At 67.9% G+C, this 17,364-nt stretch carries 18 protein-coding genes; 6 read left to right on the top strand and 12 right to left on the bottom strand.

Annotated elements, in window-relative coordinates:
- Position 1 precedes the first annotated feature (1 nt).
- Together AWQ71_RS38260 and AWQ71_RS38255 are read right to left on the bottom strand one after the other, a co-directional pair.
- Complete coding sequence (locus AWQ71_RS38260; RefSeq protein WP_067143821.1) at positions 2 to 433, bottom strand: BlaI/MecI/CopY family transcriptional regulator; 432 nt, start codon at positions 431 to 433, stop codon at positions 2 to 4.
- A 58-nt stretch (positions 434 to 491) separates the two neighbouring features.
- Complete coding sequence (locus tag AWQ71_RS38255) at positions 492 to 668, bottom strand: hypothetical protein (RefSeq protein WP_218002145.1); 177 nt, start codon at positions 666 to 668, stop codon at positions 492 to 494.
- 406 nt (positions 669 to 1,074) lie between these two features.
- Here AWQ71_RS38255 and AWQ71_RS38250 point away from each other — a divergent pair, with 406 nt between their 5' ends.
- Complete coding sequence (locus AWQ71_RS38250) at positions 1,075 to 4,170, top strand: metallophosphoesterase (RefSeq protein WP_157570833.1); 3,096 nt, start codon at positions 1,075 to 1,077, stop codon at positions 4,168 to 4,170.
- Between the two features lie 148 nt (positions 4,171 to 4,318).
- Here AWQ71_RS38250 and AWQ71_RS38245 read toward each other — a convergent pair whose 3' ends face one another.
- The 8 genes from AWQ71_RS38245 to AWQ71_RS38210 all read right to left on the bottom strand — a co-directional run bounded on the left by AWQ71_RS38245 (position 4,319) and on the right by AWQ71_RS38210 (position 9,308).
- Positions 4,319 to 4,963, bottom strand: a complete 645-nt coding sequence (locus tag AWQ71_RS38245) for a DNA-3-methyladenine glycosylase I (protein WP_067143817.1) — start codon at positions 4,961 to 4,963, stop codon at positions 4,319 to 4,321.
- A 39-nt stretch (positions 4,964 to 5,002) separates the two neighbouring features.
- Positions 5,003 to 5,674, bottom strand: a complete 672-nt coding sequence (locus AWQ71_RS38240; protein WP_067143842.1) for an alpha-ketoglutarate-dependent dioxygenase AlkB family protein — start codon at positions 5,672 to 5,674, stop codon at positions 5,003 to 5,005.
- Positions 5,671 to 6,156: an ABC transporter substrate-binding protein gene (locus AWQ71_RS38235; RefSeq protein WP_169806729.1), complete on the bottom strand. Its 486-nt coding sequence runs from the start codon at positions 6,154 to 6,156 to the stop codon at positions 5,671 to 5,673. The genes AWQ71_RS38240 and AWQ71_RS38235 overlap by 4 nt, the downstream gene beginning before the upstream one ends.
- Positions 6,157 to 6,227: 71 nt before the next feature.
- Positions 6,228 to 6,542: an Ada metal-binding domain-containing protein gene (locus AWQ71_RS38230; protein ID WP_067143814.1), complete on the bottom strand. Its 315-nt coding sequence runs from the start codon at positions 6,540 to 6,542 to the stop codon at positions 6,228 to 6,230.
- Entirely contained in the window at positions 6,539 to 7,315 is a 777-nt protein-coding gene (locus AWQ71_RS38225; protein WP_174550793.1) for a 2OG-Fe(II) oxygenase, read from the bottom strand. The genes AWQ71_RS38230 and AWQ71_RS38225 overlap by 4 nt, the downstream gene beginning before the upstream one ends.
- Positions 7,312 to 7,950 (bottom strand): methylated-DNA--[protein]-cysteine S-methyltransferase, encoded by a 639-nt coding sequence (locus tag AWQ71_RS38220; protein WP_067143812.1) that lies wholly within the window; start codon positions 7,948 to 7,950, stop codon positions 7,312 to 7,314. Before AWQ71_RS38220 ends, AWQ71_RS38225 begins: the two co-directional genes overlap by 4 nt.
- The gene (locus AWQ71_RS38215) at positions 7,947 to 8,444 is read right to left on the bottom strand and encodes an RNA polymerase sigma factor (protein ID WP_067143811.1); all 498 of its coding nucleotides are present in this window, start codon (positions 8,442 to 8,444) and stop codon (positions 7,947 to 7,949) included. Before AWQ71_RS38215 ends, AWQ71_RS38220 begins: the two co-directional genes overlap by 4 nt.
- Before the next feature lie 348 nt (positions 8,445 to 8,792).
- Positions 8,793 to 9,308: a methylated-DNA--[protein]-cysteine S-methyltransferase gene (locus AWQ71_RS38210; RefSeq protein WP_067143809.1), complete on the bottom strand. Its 516-nt coding sequence runs from the start codon at positions 9,306 to 9,308 to the stop codon at positions 8,793 to 8,795.
- Positions 9,309 to 9,777: 469 nt separating this feature from the next.
- Here AWQ71_RS38210 and AWQ71_RS38205 point away from each other — a divergent pair, with 469 nt between their 5' ends.
- The 4 genes from AWQ71_RS38205 (at position 9,778) to AWQ71_RS38190 (ending at position 14,226) form a co-directional block, all read left to right on the top strand.
- Positions 9,778 to 10,443 (top strand): NUDIX hydrolase, encoded by a 666-nt coding sequence (locus tag AWQ71_RS38205; protein WP_369407240.1) that lies wholly within the window; start codon positions 9,778 to 9,780, stop codon positions 10,441 to 10,443.
- A complete protein-coding gene (locus AWQ71_RS38200) occupies positions 10,443 to 11,606 on the top strand; it encodes a 5'-methylthioadenosine/S-adenosylhomocysteine nucleosidase (protein WP_067143801.1) in 1,164 nt (387 codons plus the stop codon). Before AWQ71_RS38205 ends, AWQ71_RS38200 begins: the two co-directional genes overlap by 1 nt.
- Complete coding sequence (locus AWQ71_RS38195; protein ID WP_067143799.1) at positions 11,603 to 13,540, top strand: hypothetical protein; 1,938 nt, start codon at positions 11,603 to 11,605, stop codon at positions 13,538 to 13,540. Before AWQ71_RS38200 ends, AWQ71_RS38195 begins: the two co-directional genes overlap by 4 nt.
- A gap of 74 nt (positions 13,541 to 13,614) precedes the next feature.
- Complete coding sequence (locus tag AWQ71_RS38190) at positions 13,615 to 14,226, top strand: DUF6461 domain-containing protein (RefSeq protein ID WP_067143798.1); 612 nt, start codon at positions 13,615 to 13,617, stop codon at positions 14,224 to 14,226.
- 125 nt (positions 14,227 to 14,351) lie between these two features.
- Here the strand turns inward: AWQ71_RS38190 and AWQ71_RS38185 are convergent, their stop codons facing one another.
- Both AWQ71_RS38185 and AWQ71_RS38180 read right to left on the bottom strand, forming a co-directional pair.
- Positions 14,352 to 15,020 carry a response regulator gene (locus AWQ71_RS38185; protein WP_067143796.1) on the bottom strand — a complete coding sequence of 223 codons (669 nt, stop codon included), beginning with the start codon at positions 15,018 to 15,020 and terminating at the stop codon, positions 14,352 to 14,354.
- Between the two features lie 2 nt (positions 15,021 to 15,022).
- A complete protein-coding gene (locus tag AWQ71_RS38180; protein ID WP_067143794.1) occupies positions 15,023 to 16,114 on the bottom strand; it encodes a sensor histidine kinase in 1,092 nt (363 codons plus the stop codon).
- A gap of 499 nt (positions 16,115 to 16,613) precedes the next feature.
- On the opposite strand from AWQ71_RS38180, the gene AWQ71_RS38175 reads away from it, so the two are divergent.
- Positions 16,614 to 17,267, top strand: a complete 654-nt coding sequence (locus AWQ71_RS38175) for a hypothetical protein (RefSeq protein ID WP_067143792.1) — start codon at positions 16,614 to 16,616, stop codon at positions 17,265 to 17,267.
- Positions 17,268 to 17,364 lie beyond the last annotated feature (97 nt).

Genomic DNA, 17,364 nt, shown 5'->3' with positions numbered 1-17,364 from the left:
CTCACTCGCCCGTTGTCCGGCGGGTACTCCCCCGCCCCTGGCGACCGTCTTCGAGGCCGCGCAGCAGCTCGGTGAGCAGCCGCTCGTCCTCGGGATCGAGGTCGGCGACGAAGTGAGCGAGAACGCCGGCACGGTCGCCGCCCTTCCCGAGCAGGCGGCTCATCTGCGTGGCCACGGCGATCGACTGCGCCGCCTCGGCGTCGGAGGCCACCCGGTAGGCGTAGGCGCGGCCGGCGGGCTCGCGCTCGGCCAGCCCTCGCTTGTGCAGCCGGGCGAGGGTGGTCATGACGGTGGTGTAGGCGAGCTCGCCGCCTAGCCGGGTTTGCACCTCACCGGGGGTCAGCGGTCGACCGGCCTCGGTCAGGCAGTCCAGGATCTCCTGCTCCAGGACGCCCGGGGGACGCCTGCCTGACCTTCGCGACGGCTTGGTCATTCCCACCCCCGGGTCTACTACAGGCGCCAATCGTAGCTTGCGCCGTCGAGGTGCGGGCTCAGGCCTCCAGGTGTTTCAGGGTCTTCTCAAGGGTCCTCATCGCCGCGCCGCATCGCGCCTGGCTCGGGGAGTCGGCCCGCAACGCGGTCAGCGCCCCGTCGATCGCACCGTCCAGAGCGTGCCAGTCACTCGGCGAGCGGGGCTTGAGACCGGCCTCGGCGGCGTCCCAGGCCACCTCGAGATCCTTTCCCGGGCTTCATCGGCCAGGCGCTCGCTCTCGACCAGCAGCGACGCCTCTTCCGGAGATGGATCACCGGTCTGCCTGGGCTGTTGCCCACGCCTGACCGCAGCTTGATCTTCGTTTGCTGATCAGCCGGTGTTCACGTGGCCCTGGAACCCTCTCAGCCGAAGGCTGGCCTTCATCACCCCGGAGAAAGAAGCAGTAGTTGAAAGGCATCAACCGGTTCACCGCCGGTCCCGTAGTCCTGCTGATCGCGGCTCTCGTGTTCGCAGGACTTGGAGCGTCCCCCCCATCCGCGACCGCCGCGGATACAGGAACGGTCCACAATATCCTTGACCGCACCCGGCCCTGGGCCCTGACCAAGGCGGACAGCGCCGATGTGACGTGGCACGGCGACAGCGTGACCATGAGGAACCGGGTCGTCAACAGCACCGCGATGGTCGGCTGGCCCAGCATCGCCACCAAGGTCACGGACGTCATCGACCTGGGCGAGACGCCGTACCTCTATCTCGACATCGACGTCACGCCTGACGTCACCACCAGCGCGTGGAACATCTACTTCACCAACACGGCCGGCGCGAGCTCGGACATCGCGGTTCCCTTCGGCTACCCCCGGCAGAGCCAGGTGCCGCTGTCGGCCAAGGTGAAGGTGGACGCGGCGTCGGCGCTGAGCAGCATCGCCGTGGACGGCAAGATCAGCCTGAGTGACGTCTCGGTCTTCGCGGTCACCGAACTCGACACTTCGGTGACCTTCAACAGGATCTACTTCGCCGCCGGCAACGCGCCAGGCGACACCGCCACCTACGGGCCGCCGCCCGAGCGGCCTTCGGCCCACATGCCGCTGACCGTCGCCACCGGCGCCGATGACGGGTTCGACCCCGACAAGGACTACCAGCTCAACATCAAGGACGGCGCGAAGCTGAATGGCGACGTCAAGTTCGCCTACAAGGCGAAGACGCCGGGCGGCCTGGAGGTCAGGCTGGACGGCAAGCCGCTGACGGGCACCGACGTCCCGGACCCGGCGGCGTTCTCGCTGCTGCACATGGGGCTGGACGCAAAGAACTTCCCGGGTGACTCGCTGCTGGTCAACGGCCGGTTCTCCCAGCGCTTCACCACAAACAGCGCCAGCCCGAACGCGTGGCTGACCACACCGGACGCGCTGAACGTGGCGATCTCGGACCTGAAGGTCGGGACGAACGAGATCGCGATCACCCCCGGCACGGCGAGCGACTACTACAAGCTGAACGAGACGCCCTACGGCGTCACCAACGTCAACGACTTCAACGTCAAGCAGGTGCGGCTCACCATGCCGGACGGCACCGTGCTCACGCCGACGAAGGTCGTGTACTACAAGCCGGTCGCGATCGGCAGCACCGACTACACGACCGTGGACAAGCCCTACGCCGACACGACCGTCTACTCGGTCGGCGACGGATACCCGGCGGGCAGCGGACTGCCCGCCGGAATCCCGGTGGCAGCGGGCGTGGTCTTCGACGTGAGCGCCGCCAACCTCGTTCCGGTCGTACGGTCCAAGAGCTACGAGCTGGATACCGCCACGCTGACCGACGGGGCGCACACCTTCCAGCTGTACGCGCACGGCGAGCAGAAGGCGACCGTGAAGATCACGGTCGACAACAGTGCCGCGCGCATGGCCAACCAGCCGGTGTACAGCGTGGCCTCCTCTGTCCAGGAGAAGCAGCACCAGGTGAACGCGAGCCTCTCGGTCTCCTCACCGACCACGTCGGCGCTGGACGTCAACTTGTTCACGGCGAAGCCGCTGCCGGTTACCGCCAGGGCGAACACCGACGAGGGCCTGGTCCCGTTCAGCTCCAGCCAGCAGATGGGACTCACCGAACTCGGGCCCACGGTCGAGACGACCGGCAGCACCGCACGCCCGTACCACGAGTTCACGGTGTCCACCGGTGCGTACAAGGGCGACGTCGCGCTCTCCTACAACGGATCCTCCTCGACGGGTGAGCGGGTCCGCCTGTCGGTGCTGAACCCCGCCACCCGCCAGTACGACGAGCTGGGCACCGGCACGACCTCCCTGCAGGCCTCGGCGGTCGTCAACGCGGGCAGGTACGCGGAGAAGGGCGTCATCACGGCCCGAGCCGAGATGGTGCTCGTCGACAACGGCAGCGACACCGTCGCCTGGTTGAGCGACCCGCAGTATTACAGCTACTTCCAGGACCTGGCCCCGACGTACAGCGCCGTCATGAACTACTTCGCCGGCCAGTACCAGGACAAGAAGATCGCCTACTTCACCAACACCGGCGACATCGTCGAGGACCAGACGCGGCGGTCCAACTGGCAGGTCGCCGACGACGCCTTCAAGATCCTCGATGACGCGGGCGTGCCGTACGGCTTGGTCGCGGGCAACCACGACGTGGGCAACCACAACGCCGCGTGCGGCACCTCGACCTGCGGCGACTACAGCCAGTACGTCAAGTACTTCGGCGAGAGCCGGTACAAGAACAACGCCTGGTGGGGCGACGGCCTGGCGGACAACACCAGCCACTACGACCTGGTGACGATCGGCGGCCACGACTTCGTCTTCCTCTACCTGGGGATGGGGCGTGAGGGCGGCGACGCGACCGTGGCCTGGGCGAACAAGGTGCTCGCGCAGTACCCGAACCGCAACGCGATCGTCGCGCTGCACGAGTACCTGGACTTCGACGGCTCGCTCTACAAGGACCAGTTCGGGGACAACGTGGCGGTCGGCCAGACCGTCTACGACAAGATCGTGACCCCGAACTCCAACGTGGTGATGGTGCTGTGCGGCCACGTGGAGGGCGTCGTCACCACCATGCAGAAGGTCGGGAACCGTACGGTTCCCGCGATGCTCGCCAACTACCAGTCGGTCAACATCAGCCGCAAGCAGAAGTCGACCGACAACTTCTTCACCTCCAACGGCGACGGGTTCGTCCGGCTGCTGAGCTTCGGCAAGAACGCGGTCAAGTTCACGACGTACTCGCCGACGCTCAACCGCTACAACGCCTACACCCCGTCCGTCGACACCGGCGAGGTGCCCGTCAACCTGATTCCGGCCAAGCGCCAACTGGTGACCAACACGTTCTCGGCGGTCGCCGTCCCCGGCAAACCCGCGGCAGCGCTCAGCGGAGTGGCCAGCGGCACGGTCGTCAACCAGCACCTGACCGGACTCTCCGAGGGCGAGGGATGGTACGCGTCGATCACCGACAAGGACGGGGTCGTGACCTACTCACCGGTGACCGTGCAGCGCCTGACGGATCTGAAGGTGACCGGGACCGCGGCGGTGACCGCCGGCGACCGCCAGACCCTCACCGTGACCGGCGTCTATTCCGACGGCTCAACGCCCGCGCTGACCGACGGGCTGGAGATGACCAGCAGCGACCACAGTGTGGTCAAGGTCGAGCGGGACGGCTCACTCCGTGCGATCCGTGCGGGAACCGTCGTCGTCACGGTGTCCGTGGGCGGCATCAGCGCCAAATTCACGATCACCGTCGCCAAGCGCTGAGGCGGCCGTGACCGGCCGGGCCGAGGGAGGAGCGCTTCCCCGGGCCCGGCCGGCTCGCGGTGCTCGATGCCGGGGATGGCATGGGCGGTGAGCGTGGCCGGGACGACGCGGATGTCCCAGGCCCCTCGGGCGGACACGGGAAGGGCGGTCACTTCGGCCAGACGCCGGAGGAGCCGCGACGGTGCGAGCCGACGAGGTGGGTGTCGATGACGCCGATGGCTTCCATGAGCGCGAACATGGTGGTCGGCCCGACGAACGCGAAGCCTTCGGTGCGCAGCGCCTTGGACAGTGCCTCGGACTCGGGCGACCGGGTGGGGATCTGATCGAAGGTGACCGGCTCGGGGGTCACATCGGGCTGGAACGACCACACGAAATCGGCCAGGCCTCCCTTGTCGCGCAGGCGGATCGTGGCCTGGGCGTTCGTGATCGCTGCGCGGATCTTCGCGCTGTTGCGCACGATGCCCGGGTCGGCCAGCAGCCGCTCCACGTCCGAGTCGCCGTACCCTGCGACGACGTCGGGGGCGAAGCCGTCGAACGCGGCCCGGAACGCGGGGCGCTTGCGCAGGATCGTCGCCCACGACAGGCCGGCCTGGAACGCCTCCAGGCTGATCCGCTCGTACATGCCCTGCTCGTCGCGCACGGGCATGCCCCACTCGGTGTCGTAGTAGTCGCGCAGCAGCGGGTCGACGGACGCCCAGGCGGGTCGAGGCAGGCCGTCCTCGCCGATCACCACCCCAGGGTCGGGCCGCGCGGCGTCCAGGGCTGACTGTTCGGCGGTGGGTGCGTCGGTCATGCTCGTGCGGGTTCCTCGTTCTCGAGTCGATGCGGGCCGTCAGCCGGCGAGGCCGGTGACGCGCATGGTGATGTTGATCCGCCCGGTGTCCAGACCGCACCCGTCGGGGGCGCTGCGGGAATGGACCTTGGGGATGCCGTGGTAGGCGAGCCGTGAGGGCCCGCCGAAGACGAACAGGTCGCCGGAGGCCAGGGCGATGTCCTCGTAGGGCTTGTTCCGGTTCTCGGTGTTGCCGAAGCGGAAGGTGCAGGTGTCGCCGATGGACAGTGACACCACCGGGGCGAGCGAGCGCTCGTCCTTGTCCTGGTGCATGCCCATGCGGGCGGTGTCGTCGTAATAGTTCACCAGGGCGGTATCGGGAGTGTAGTCGTCGCCGGCGTGCGGGTCGCCGGTCGCCTCGACCAGTGCCCGGCGGCCCAGGCGAACCATCCAGTCGGGAAAGCCGAGCACCCGGTTGCCGTTCACGTCCACGGCCTCGCGTGTGTACTGGTAGGGCCGCCAGTGCCAGCCCAGGCACACCGTCTTCACGCTCATCTCGTGCCCCCCGACCATCGCCGCCCGCAACGGCACCGGGCCGCGGATCCACTCGTGGAACCGGGCGACGATCCACGCCTGCTGCTCAAGCGTCAGCCAGCCGGGCACCCACACCGCCCCGGGTGCGAGCTCCCGCCGTGGGCGATCCACAAGGTCATCGCCGAACAATGTGCTCATGCGTGCCTCCGTCCGCCTCGCGGCGCGGCCGCCTCCGCCCACGTGATCGTGGTGGCCAGGCCGTCGCGGATACACCAAAAGGTCCCGTCTTCACCGGCGCCGGCGAGGCCGTCGAGAACGCCGAGCCCGGCCAGACGCGCCGTCTGGTCGATGCCGGCGCGGGCAGCGAGGGTACGGCGCGGCGTCCAGGGGGTCGACCACACGAGGCGGCGGGTCATCTGGGCGAGCCCCACCGGGGTCCCGGCGAACACCCACAGGTCCGGCTCCGAGCGAGTGAGCCGGTGCGCCTGCCGCAACCAGGACGCCGCCTGCTCCGGCCAGTCGACCATCGCGACCACCTGGCCGCCCGCCTGCCTCCATGCGGTGGCGAAGCGGCGCCCGGCGTCCACGGATGCCGGGTCGCGGCCGGTGCCGACGGCGACCGTGGCCGCCCGTCGCGCCCGCGCCATCCGGACGAGCCCGGCCAGCTCGTCCTCGCTCATGGACGAACCTCGGTGCCGGCTCCATGCGGCGGTCGTGCCGTCGGGAAGTCGCGGCGATACCAGCGCGGTGTTCATCGGTGCTCCCGCTTCCAGGCCTGGTATTTCTCGGGTAGGCAGGTGCCGCAGGGGCGATAACCCGCGGCGATGGCGGTGGCCTCGTCGGCGAAGAACACCCGGTGCTTCACATACATGCCCTTGGCTATCGCCCGCAGCGCGGCGGGGCAGTTCAGGCGCCCGTAGACCTTCGAGCAGCTGTGCCCGCCCAGCTTGCCGGGCACGGCGGAGGAGTAGGGGCGCCGGTCGGCGTCCAGGAGGGTGTAGACCTTCCCGGCGCCGACCGGTGCTCCCCCGGTCTTGTCCGTGCCGCTCGTGTCGTGATCCGTCATGCGGCGTCGTGGAAGACGAGCGCGAGCGTGTGCCGCTCACCGGATCGGATCGCCGAGACACCGTGCCTCACCGGCGCGGCCGACCAGCCTCGCGCGGACTCCACCGGGCGGTCGCGCGTGGTGAACACGTAGCCGTGGCCCTGGGGCAGCAGGAACGCGGTGCCACGCGACTGAGCGCGGGGACGCTGCTCCAGCAGCAGGAACTCCCCACCGGTGTGGTCCACGCCCGGGTTGTTCAGATTGATGACCACCTGAAGAGGGAACACCAGATCCCCGTACAGGTCGCGGTGCAGCGCGTTCCAGTCCTTCTCCCCGTACTTCAACAGGATCGCGGTCGACTTCGTCTGTCCCGCCTTGTGGCACATCTGGAGCCACTCGTCCAGCGTGTCCGGCCAGACCTGATCCCGGCCAAGCTTGCCCCACCAGTCCCGGGCGATCGGCAGCAGCCGCGGGTAGAGGGCCTGTTTGAGCGGTTCGATCGGCTCCGGGTAAGGCGTGTTGAAGTACCGGTACTGGCCCTCGCCGAAGCGGTGCCGGCCCATGTCGACCGTGGTACGGAACACCCCGCCCTGGTCGTCGTACAGGGCGCGGATGCCGGCGGCCTCCTCAGGGGTGAGCAGCTGCGGCAGCAGCGCGCCGCCGTACTCGTTCACCTCCTGGGTGATCGCCTCCCAGTCCCCGGACGCGACGCGTTCCGCGTACACGTCCGAACCGGCCGTGGACGGGGTGTCCGCCGCCTTCGAGGTCTTCGTCATCGTGCTGATCGTGGTCATGCCGCCTTCTCCAAGGTAAGCAGGCTGGTCTTCGCGTCCAGGCCGCCGATGTAGCCACCCAGTCCCCCGTCGGTGCGCAGCACCCGGTGGCATGGCACGACGACCGGCAGCGGGTTGGTCGCGCACGCCGTGCCGACCGCGCGGACGGCCTTCGGGTTTCCCACCTGCTCGGCGACCTGCTTGTAGGTCAGGGTGTGCCCGTAGCCGATGCGGGGCAGGTAGTGCTGCACCGTCTGCCGGAACCCGGCCGACAGGGCGTAGTCCAGCGGCACGTCGAAGGCACGCCGGGTGCCGGCGAAGTACTCCTCCAGCTCCCGCGCGACGGTGTCCAGCCGCTTCGGGGCGGCCATGACACGCGGGCTGATCTTCGCCGCGAGTGTGTCCAGGACCTGGTCGAAGCGCTCACGTTCGAAGGCGACCCGGACCAGGCCGCGCTCGGTCGCGGCCAGCAGCAGCTCGCCGACCGGAGTGGCGACAGTGCGGTAGGCCACGTCCAGCAGGTCGCTGTCGGACGCCGCCTGCGCGAGGCGGGCCTGCAAGGCCGCGAGGTGCGTCTCCGGCACGGGCAGCAGGGCGGTCACGTCCGGCTCCCCGGCCTCGCCGTCCCAGCCGACATCGTCGATGATGATGTTCATCGGGGTGCTCCTTCCTGTGCCCCGCCCGCGTGATATCTCTTCCGTAGCGTCTTGACCCCATCCGCGGCGGCCCGGCGCACCGCCTCCGGGGTCCCGCCGATCAGTTCCGCCGCCTCGGTGTGCGGCAGCCCACCCAGGTAGTGGTACGCCACCGCGAGACGTTGCCGCTCCGGCAACGACCGGACCGCTCCCCACAGCTCCACGGCCTCCGCGTCGGGGATGTCGGCGGTCGAGGCCTGCTCCGGCAGCTCGTCGGTGGGGATCGCGTGCCGGGCTCGGGCTCGGGTGATGTCGATCGCCTTGCGGTGCGCGACCCGTACCAGCCACGCCTGCACGTTCGTATCCTCGTCCAGCCCCGGCCACGCGCGCAGCGCGGCCAGGAACGTCTCCGACCAGGCATCATCCGCGTCCGGGCCCGGGCCGAGCACGGCACGGCAGACCCGCAACACAGTCGCGCCATGCCGCTCCACGGCCTGCTCAAACGGTGCTCTCATAGTCATCACCCTGTAGACGCCCCAACCCCGCCGAACGTGAGATCAGGGCGGCGAATCAATCCCGTCGTCCCGCGCCCGGCGGCACAGGAGGTTGCGTAGCACTCGCCCGCGGCGCCGATGACCTGCCGCATTGCGCTCCGGCTCTCGATCCACTCCTTGGTGATCGCCGAATCGGTCGCGCCCTGCTAGTGCCCCTCCCGTCAATCTTTGCCCCGTCGCGTCGCCCAGGGCGGCACCTCGCGGCGTTGTCGTCGTCGGCCGTAGGCTCCGCTACGGCCTCCTCCTCCGCCTTGCGATGCACCACCCTGGACCACCGCTCCGTCCGGGCAAACCTTGCCGGTCACGGCACTAGAACAGGCGCCCCGCCCGCGCTTCCTCGGGCTCCTCCAGTTCCAGGAGCCGCCGTTTGCGTTCCAGCCCACCGGCATATCCCGTCAGTGCCCCATCGGCTCCGATCACCCGGTGGCAGGCCACGAACACGCACAACGGATTCCGCCCGACCGCCTGCCCGACTTTCTGCGCCAGGCGCCGGTCGCCGAGCTGCTCGGCCAACGCCCCGTATGTCGTCGTCCGCCCGTAGGGAATCTGCCGCAGCAGCGCCCACACCCGGGCCTGGAACTCGTCACCGCGAGCGGCCAGCGGCACAGCGAACTCGCGCCGCAGCCCAGCCAGATATTCGTCCAGCTCATGGGCGGCCTGCGCCAGGAGCGGATCCGAGGACGCGTCGACCTGTTCGCCGAAGGTCGAGGCATCCGGCCGACTCCAGTGGTGCGGAAAATACAAGCCCACCAGTTCGCCTCCGTCGGCGACCAACGTCACGTCGCCCAGCGTGCTCACCACCGGTGCGTAGCGTCGTGCGCTCATCTCAGCTCCTTCCATCACCAAGAAGACGCGGCAGGGAGCTGAAACGTGAGCCTGTCGCGAGCTGTGACCTTCTGGTCGAGACCGGGCTGCTCGGAAGTCATTAGGTCTTGACGACTGCTCCGCCATGGCCCATGGCTATGACCTGGACAAATGACATTATCGGCAGGCGCACTGCTCTACGTGGCACTCACCTGCGGCAGGCAGACGAGCACCCTCCTTTCTCCTGCCGAATTCTGAAGCGCATGGGAGTAGGCGGGCGTCCAAGGCGGACACCCGCAGACCGAGCCCTGCTGGCCTTCCGCGCATGGGAGCACCGATCCCGATGCCTGAGGTCAACGACAAGGGATAGGTGTCTGTCACCGCCGCACCCATTTTTGTCAATCTGACAAAAAGCTAGCCTCGCCGCATGACCGATGAGCAATGGACACCTCCCGTCGTTCTACTTGCCGTCGACTTGGTGATCTTGACCTTGCGTGAGTCACGCCTGCAGATACTGCTCGTCGAGCGCGGGATCGAGCCGTACAAGGGTGCGCTGGCGCTGCCGGGCGGTTTCCTTCAGCACCCCGAAGAGAGCCTCACCGCCGCGGCTCACCGAGAGCTGTCGGAGGAGGCCGACATGGACGTCGCGACCCTCACCCTGGAGCACTTGGGCGTATACGGCGATCCAGGTCGCGATCCGCGCGGCCGGGTGGTGTCCGTCGCCTTTCTGGCCATCGCTCCGTGGTTGCCCGAGCCGACCGCCGGAACGGACGCCGCCAACGCCGAATGGCAGGAGATCGATCGGGTGCTTTCCGGAGAGTTGGAGCTCGCCTTCGACCATCGGCGGATCGTGGCGGACGGTGTGGAGCGCGCCCGCGTCAAGCTCGAACATTCCGCGCTCGCGACGGCCTTCTGCGGGCCCACCTTCACGATCACCGATCTTCAGGAGGTGTACGAGGCGGTATGGGGGATCCGGCTCGACCCCAGGAACTTCTACCGGAAGGTCCAGAAGACCGACGGATTCATCGTCGCGGCCGGTTCGGAGCGGAAGTCCGCGACCGGGCGGCCCGCACGGCTGTTCAAAGCAGGACCGCGCAAGGTCTTGTATCCGCCGATGGTCCGTCCCACCGAGTTGTTGACACCCGAGGAGCAGTAGTGAACCACCGACCTATCGTGATTCTCGCCGCACTGGACCTGGAATACCAGGCGATCCGGGAGAAGCTGGTCGACCCGCGCGTCCACCGGCACCAGCAAGGCACCCGCTTCGAGGTCGGCCGTCTCGTGGACAGCCAGTGCCGAGTGGCGCTGGCGCACGTCGGCAAGGGCAATCAGTCAGCGGCGGTCCTGACCGAACGCGCGATCGCCGAGTTCACCCCGGCCGCCCTGCTCTTCGTGGGCGTGGCGGGCGCCCTGCACTCCCACATCTCCCTCGGAGATGTGGTCGTGGCGACGCACGTCTACGCGTTCCACGGTGGAACAAGCGAGGACGACGGGTTCAAGAGCCGCCCCCGCGTCTGGGAGACATCGCACGCCGCCGACCAGATCGCCCGGCACATCGCGCGTACCGGTTCGTGGGTACGTGATCTTCCTGTTCGCGGCCGTACGCCGGAAGTCCACTTCGGGCCGATCGCCGCCGGCGAAGTGGTCCTGAATTCCCGACTTTCCGCACACGCTCGGTGGATCCGCGACCACTACAACGACGCTCTGGCCATCGAGATGGAAGGTGCGGGTGTGGTGCAGGCCGGACACCTCAACGGGGCGCTGCCGGTCGTCGTGATACGGGGCATCAGCGACCGGGCCGACGGCACCAAGGAGACCACGGACCGCGAGCAGTGGCAGCCGCGAGCAGTGGCCAACGCGGCCGCTTTCGCCGCGGTTCTGGCCGAAGAACTGGCCGCCGAAAGGCAGAACAGCGGCCAGCCCATGGCAGCGGAGACGGCGAGGAGCTTGCCCATGCACGAGACGACCCGGAACATCGCACAGGGGAACGCGAGGGTGGGAGTCCAGGCCGGCACCGTGCACGGCGGTATCCGCGTCACCCTCAAGCCGAACGCCCCGACGACCGACCTCGCGGAGGCGCTCGCCGGCTTCCGCGCCCAACTCCAGCGCACGCGCATGGCCGGCCATCTGGACGAGGACACCTACGCGGCGGCGGAAGCCGAACTGAACGTGGCCGACGAGGCACTGCAGACGGATACATCGCAAAACCGAGGCAGGTTGGTGCTCGCGCTCAAGAAGGTACGCGGGCTCATCGGCGACGTAGCCGAGCTGGCCGGGGAGCTGGCGGTCATCATCGCCTTAGCCCAGGGGCTGTCATGAGTACGTTCGACGACACCGCAACAAATATCGCCCGGGATTCCGCGTACGTCGGAGTCCAGGCGAGCGTCGTACACGGCGACATCTACACCTACACGACGTCCCCGGACGCCACCCCGGCGGAGAAGTTCGAGACGGGTGTCCGCCTCCTCGAGATCGGTGCCTCCGGACGGGCATGGGAACTCATCAGCGAAGCCGTCGCGGCCCGGCACCTCACCAACAGAGTCTGCTTCTACTGGCTGCTCGCTCTGATGAGCGGCAGGACCCGGCTCGAACTGTCCAAGGAAGAGGCAGCCCAGCTGCGGAACGCGCCGAACACGCTCCGGCTCACCGGCGATGACCCATGGGCGGACGCCGTGAAGATGATTCACCGTCTATTGGAGTGCGCGGAGAAACGGGACGCGGATCTTCGCCTCCTGTTCAAAGAGTTCGACGAACTCGGCGACGCTCAGCGCTCCATGATCCTGCGGCATATGGAACTGTTCTTGGGAGGGTCACTCAAAGAGCAGGTGTGGCACCGCACCATAATCCGGGCCGAGCGCGAGCAGACGGCCGGCAAGCGAGAGAAGCGGGTCTGGAAGTTCTTCGAGCCGGATCCTGCCGGCCCTCGAAGGCGCGAACCACGGTCGGCCACGATTCCCTTCACCACCTGGCTCCAGGCCGTGCCGGCGACGGCGGTTTTCGGCGCCGCGGCTATCCACATCGGGTACCTGCTGGCGCAGGGAGGCCGGATCTCTGCCCTCCTCCTCTACCTTCTCAGCATCGCCGGCGGCTATTTCGGCGCGCGCAACGCTGTGGAATGGCGCTTCCGGACAGTGCGACTCCGTACCAAGGACAAGGAGTACGCGACGCCGCATCTGCGCAGGAGCGCTCCATCCGGCGGCTTCGCCAGCAAAGTGGATCAACGTTTCGATTACTACTTCGCCAAGTACGTACCGCGGGGCGCGAGCCGCGACATGTGGCTGGCTGCGACGGCGGGGATCCGCAGCAGCATCCGCGACGAGATAGTCGAGGTGTACCGGGAGACAAGCGTCAGCGTCGAGAAGATCACCTGGCTGATCCGTCACCGGGTCAGTAGCGTCAGGAGCCGCTGGGAGAAGGGCACGCTGTGGAGCTACCGCAGGGAACTCGCCACACCTACGCCCGCCAAAGCCGCAGCGGTCTTCGGGGTCGCCGTGCTCCTCGGCGGAGGGATCTGGGCGGCCGGCAGTGCGGTACTGGTCAGTCCCCTGAGCGGGGCGCGTTCCTCATTGCTCGCGCTGGCAGGCGGGTGGATCGCCGCCCGCGCCTGGCTACGCATCGCCCTGGAGCGCCGCCGGGCCGCGGCCGACAAGTTCGAAAGCGAGCGGGTGCTGGAGGGCAGCAAGAAGGCCTTCATCCGATGGCAGGCGGAGCTGGCTGACAAGCCGGAAGACCGGGAAATGGCCGAGTGGCTGGACTGCGACCGGAAAGTGCTGCTGAACGAGGCACTGCAGCACTACAAGCTGACCATGAGCAACATCATCGCCCACGCCTTCATCGAAACGCCCGCCGCGTCGAACCACAAACGCGCGCAAGTGGTGAACGGCCCCTGGCGTTACCTGAAATACCAGATCCTCATCTTCGTCCTCACTCAAGATGGAGTGCGCCAGCTCACCGTCACCCTCGATTTCGAACGAGGCACATTTCACGTCCGGCAACGGGCCAACTTCCGCTTCGAGGCGATCGCGGCCGTACACGTGAGCCAGGCGGACAACAATGAACGGACCTTCGAGCTCGCGCTCGTCAACGGGCAGAACATCCGCGTCCAGGTGATGGGCCCGGAAGGGGAGAAAATCCAGGAAGGCGAGGATCCCGGAGCGGTATCCGATGTAACGCTGGACGCCGCAGGCCTCCACCACACCCTGCACGTCCTGGAAGGGATCGCCGCGGAAGGGAAGAAGTGGATTCTGCCGTGATTTCAGCGTCGATGCGCCCCTCCCGGACAAGCAATAGATTATACATCGATGGACTGACAATGAGGAGTCGATAAATGCATTCGGCAACATACCTGCACGACCTTCTGGTATCGACCATATTTACCGAAGATCTCGATGCGGACATGGACCTCTGGACATTGGGATTCGATGCCATATGGGTCCATGGAGCGGATATCGAAACCCTTGCATCGCACTTTTCGCTGGATCTCAGCACCCGAAGCCCGTGCCACCTAAGTGACATTCTTGATCACAACATCGACGACGGTTCCAATTGGGTAGCCGAGGCCGGAAGCTGGATCGGTGTCGTTCCCGGAGGCTCCGAAGAATTCATGCTGTCCCTCACCGCCGGCGACCGGCACGCCCTCAGCTTCAGCATGGACATCAGCGGAAACGCGCGGTTCACGTATGCCCGCGATGGGCGCCTGATCGTCGCTTTCGATCCCATGTCGCCCGACGACCGGGTCGGCGATGATCCACACGCGCTCGATCACATGATGGAGGGTCTGCGCTTTGAGATCAGCGGTCCGGAAGTCCACGAAAATTACGTGGACACGGACGAGAGCATTAGTTCAGCATTGGAGCTGATCGGACGTGTCACGGAAACAGATATGGCCGCCGACTGGTTCGAGGCATTGCACTCTCGCATCAGGCCCACCTCTTCCTGATGGTTTTAGGACGAGGTCTGGAGCCCTCGCGCAGGTCAATGGCCGAGTTTCCGGCACCGACAGGGGCCCCACCCACGCGTTCCGCCGTATGCGCGAGCACCCGCATACGCGGTAGAACGTAGGGGTCAACCGGCGCGCCCGGGGCGGACCAAGCCGGACTCGTAGGCGAAGACGACCAACTGCGCGCGGTCGCGCGCGGTGAGCTTCACCATGGCCCGGGAGACATGCGTGCGGGCGGTCGCCGGACTGATCACCAGCTGCTCGGCGATCTCATCGTTGGACAGGCCCCGGCCGACCAACGCGACGATCTCCCGTTCTCTGCCGGTGAGCAGGCCCAAGGATCGCGCGGCAGGCCCCGTCGGCGACGCGCCGGACGCGAACGCCGCGACCAGCCTGCGCGCGGCTTGCGGAGCGAGAAGGCTGTCACCGGCAGCCGCCACCCGGATCCCGCGCAGCAGCTCGGCCGGTTCCGCGTCCTTGAGCAGGAATCCAGCCGCGCCCGCCTTGATCGCTTCGAAGACCAACTCGTCCTTGTCGTATGTGGTGAGCACAAGCACCCGTACGTCGGACATGTTCGGGTCCGCCGCGATCGCTCGAGTGGCCTCCAGCCCGTCCATCACCGGCATCTGGATGTCCATCACGATGACGTCCGGACGCTGGGCCCGAGCGGCGGCGACCGCCTGCCACCCGTCGCCGGCCTCGGCGACCACCTCCAGATCCTGCTCGGCAGCCAGCAGCGCGCGCAGCCCGGCGCGGATCATGATCTGGTCGTCGGCGAGTACGACCCGCAGCATGCTCACTCCGTCCCCTTCAGCGGGAGACGGGCATGGAGGGTGAACCCGGTACCAGGTGTCGCTCCCGCACGCATCTCCCCGCCCACCGTGCTGACGCGCTCGGCCATTCCCCGCAACCCGTGGCCAGGAGGGCCGACCGGCCCCGTGGCACTCACGCCGTCGTCTGTCACATCGATCTCCAGCCAGCCGTCGACACACCTGAGACGGGCCCGAGCGTGAGCACCGTCCCCCGCGTGGCGCATCACGTTGGTCAGCGCCTCCTGCACCACTCGATAGGCGGTGGAGCCGATCATCTCGGGAACCGCCCGGTCATCGAGATCGATGTCCGCTTCGACGCGCAAACCGCTTCCCCGCGCCGTCGCGATCAACTCCTCCAGGTCAGCCAGACCCGGTGCCGCCTCCTCGCCCGGCGTCCGGACCACGGCCAGCGCGGCCCGGGCCTGCGCCAGAGCGTCGGTGCTGATCTGCCGGATCCCTCGCAACGCTTCACGCGCCTGCTCCGGCTGCCGGTCCACCAGATGCAGCCCGACGCCGGCCTGCAGGCTGATCGAGGCCAGGCTGTGGGACAGCACGTCATGCAGCTCCCGGGCGATCCGCAGCCGCTCCTGCACGACCCGAGCCGCGGCCTCCCGCTCCATGAGCCGTCGGCGGGTGTGTGCGAACCGTGCGGCGACCACCGCCACAACCGTCCACACCGCCGCCACAGTGAGCATCCTGACCGGGTCCCAGCCCTCCGGCGGCCCCGTGGCGACCGCTGTCGCCGCACCGCCGACCGCGGCGAGCGGAACCCACAACCTCGTCCTGCCGACCTCCGAGACCAATACCAGCAAACCGGCGAACGCGCCCAGGTACACCGGCCAGCCGGCGAACCGCATCCCGAGGTAGGCCGCCGCGGCGCCCACCGCGAGCGTGAAGGACACCAACGGCGCCACCCGCCGTACGGCGAGCGCGGCCCCGGAGAGCACCAGCAGCACCACTCCGAGAGTGGTTACCGGCCGGGCCTCGGGCTGGACCACACGCGCCGCGGCCGACACCGCGACCATGAATGCGGACAGCATCACCGCCGCGGCCACATCCCAGGCGGGCACACGCATAGCAGAAGAATAGATCTTCCGTTCCTCCGGAGGACACCCTCGCCGTCGTCTGCGCAACTCGGGCAAATGCGCACGCCCAGGAGGACTTCCCTTGGGTTGTCAGTCCGCAACCCACGTCTCGCGGGCAATGGTCAGACTCGCCGCCCGCGATCGCGTGCGACTACGTCGTCTCCGCCGGCGAATCCGGCCTCGTCCACCCCGGCGACACCAGCTGACCTGCGCGGTTCCCTCCTGGATACGTTCAGCAACGTACGACGGGATCCCCGGATACCCGGGCGCACGTAGACGAAGTGCCGCCGGGCGGCCGACGACGCGGCCCATGTCCGAGCGGGAAGCTACTGGCAGCAGCGTGACGGCGAGCTCCCCCATCGAGACGTCAGCGGTTTCCCAGGAGGTACCCGAAATGATTCTTTCCGCGTCCAGGCGCTCATCCCGCCCGGTAACCCTGAATGAGCACACATTAGATTCATCCATCCCGGACGAGAATTCTTCCGAGAAGATGCCCGGATACGAGCGGCTGTGGCGGCGTGTCCTGGCGGTGGCGATCGTCGGCGGACCGCTCGGTTACGCCGTCGGAAGCATCCTCATCCCGTCCGTCCACGAGGACGGAGCGACAAGCATCGCGGCGAACGCCGCCGCGAATCCGATCACCAACGCCGTGCACCTGGTCGCGTACGTCCTCGCCTCCTTTCTGCTCCCTCTCGGAGCGGTCGGCCTCGCGTATCTCGCCTATGCCCGGGCGCCGCGGCTGGCCACGATCGGTGGGCTGCTCGCGGTGGTGGGCTGGCTGCCGTTCTCGGCCCTGACCGCACTGGACGACGTCAGCATGGCCATGGCCGCCCTACCCGACAGCGGTTCCTACGCCACGCTGTTGGATCGGTTCGCGAACGACGCGGTGATGGGCGGCTACCTGCTCGTCTACGTCGTCGGGCATCTGGTGGCGTACGTGCTGCTCGCTGTCGCGCTGCGCCGAGCCGGAGTCATCCCGAGATGGGCGGCCTGGTCCATGCTGGTCAGCAGCCCCCTGACGGTCGCCGCCTTCGTGGTGCCGGGCCGTCCCATTGTCCTGGGTGACGTCGCGCTGGCCCTGCTCGTGATCGGCAGCATCCCCGCAGCCCGGGCCATGGCCACTCGCCACCGACTCGGGCACTGATCGGCGAGGCCCTGCTCAACCCCTAGGTCGCCGCAGCACTCAACGACCACTTCATCACCCCGCAAGCGGAGAAGTCCGTCGCCCGGCTGCATACCGC

The sequence above is a fragment of the Microtetraspora malaysiensis genome (assembly GCF_001528665.1).
Taxonomy (GTDB): Bacteria; Actinomycetota; Actinomycetes; order Streptosporangiales; family Streptosporangiaceae; genus Microtetraspora_A; species Microtetraspora_A malaysiensis.
This window is presented reverse-complemented; position numbering and strand designations above follow the sequence as displayed.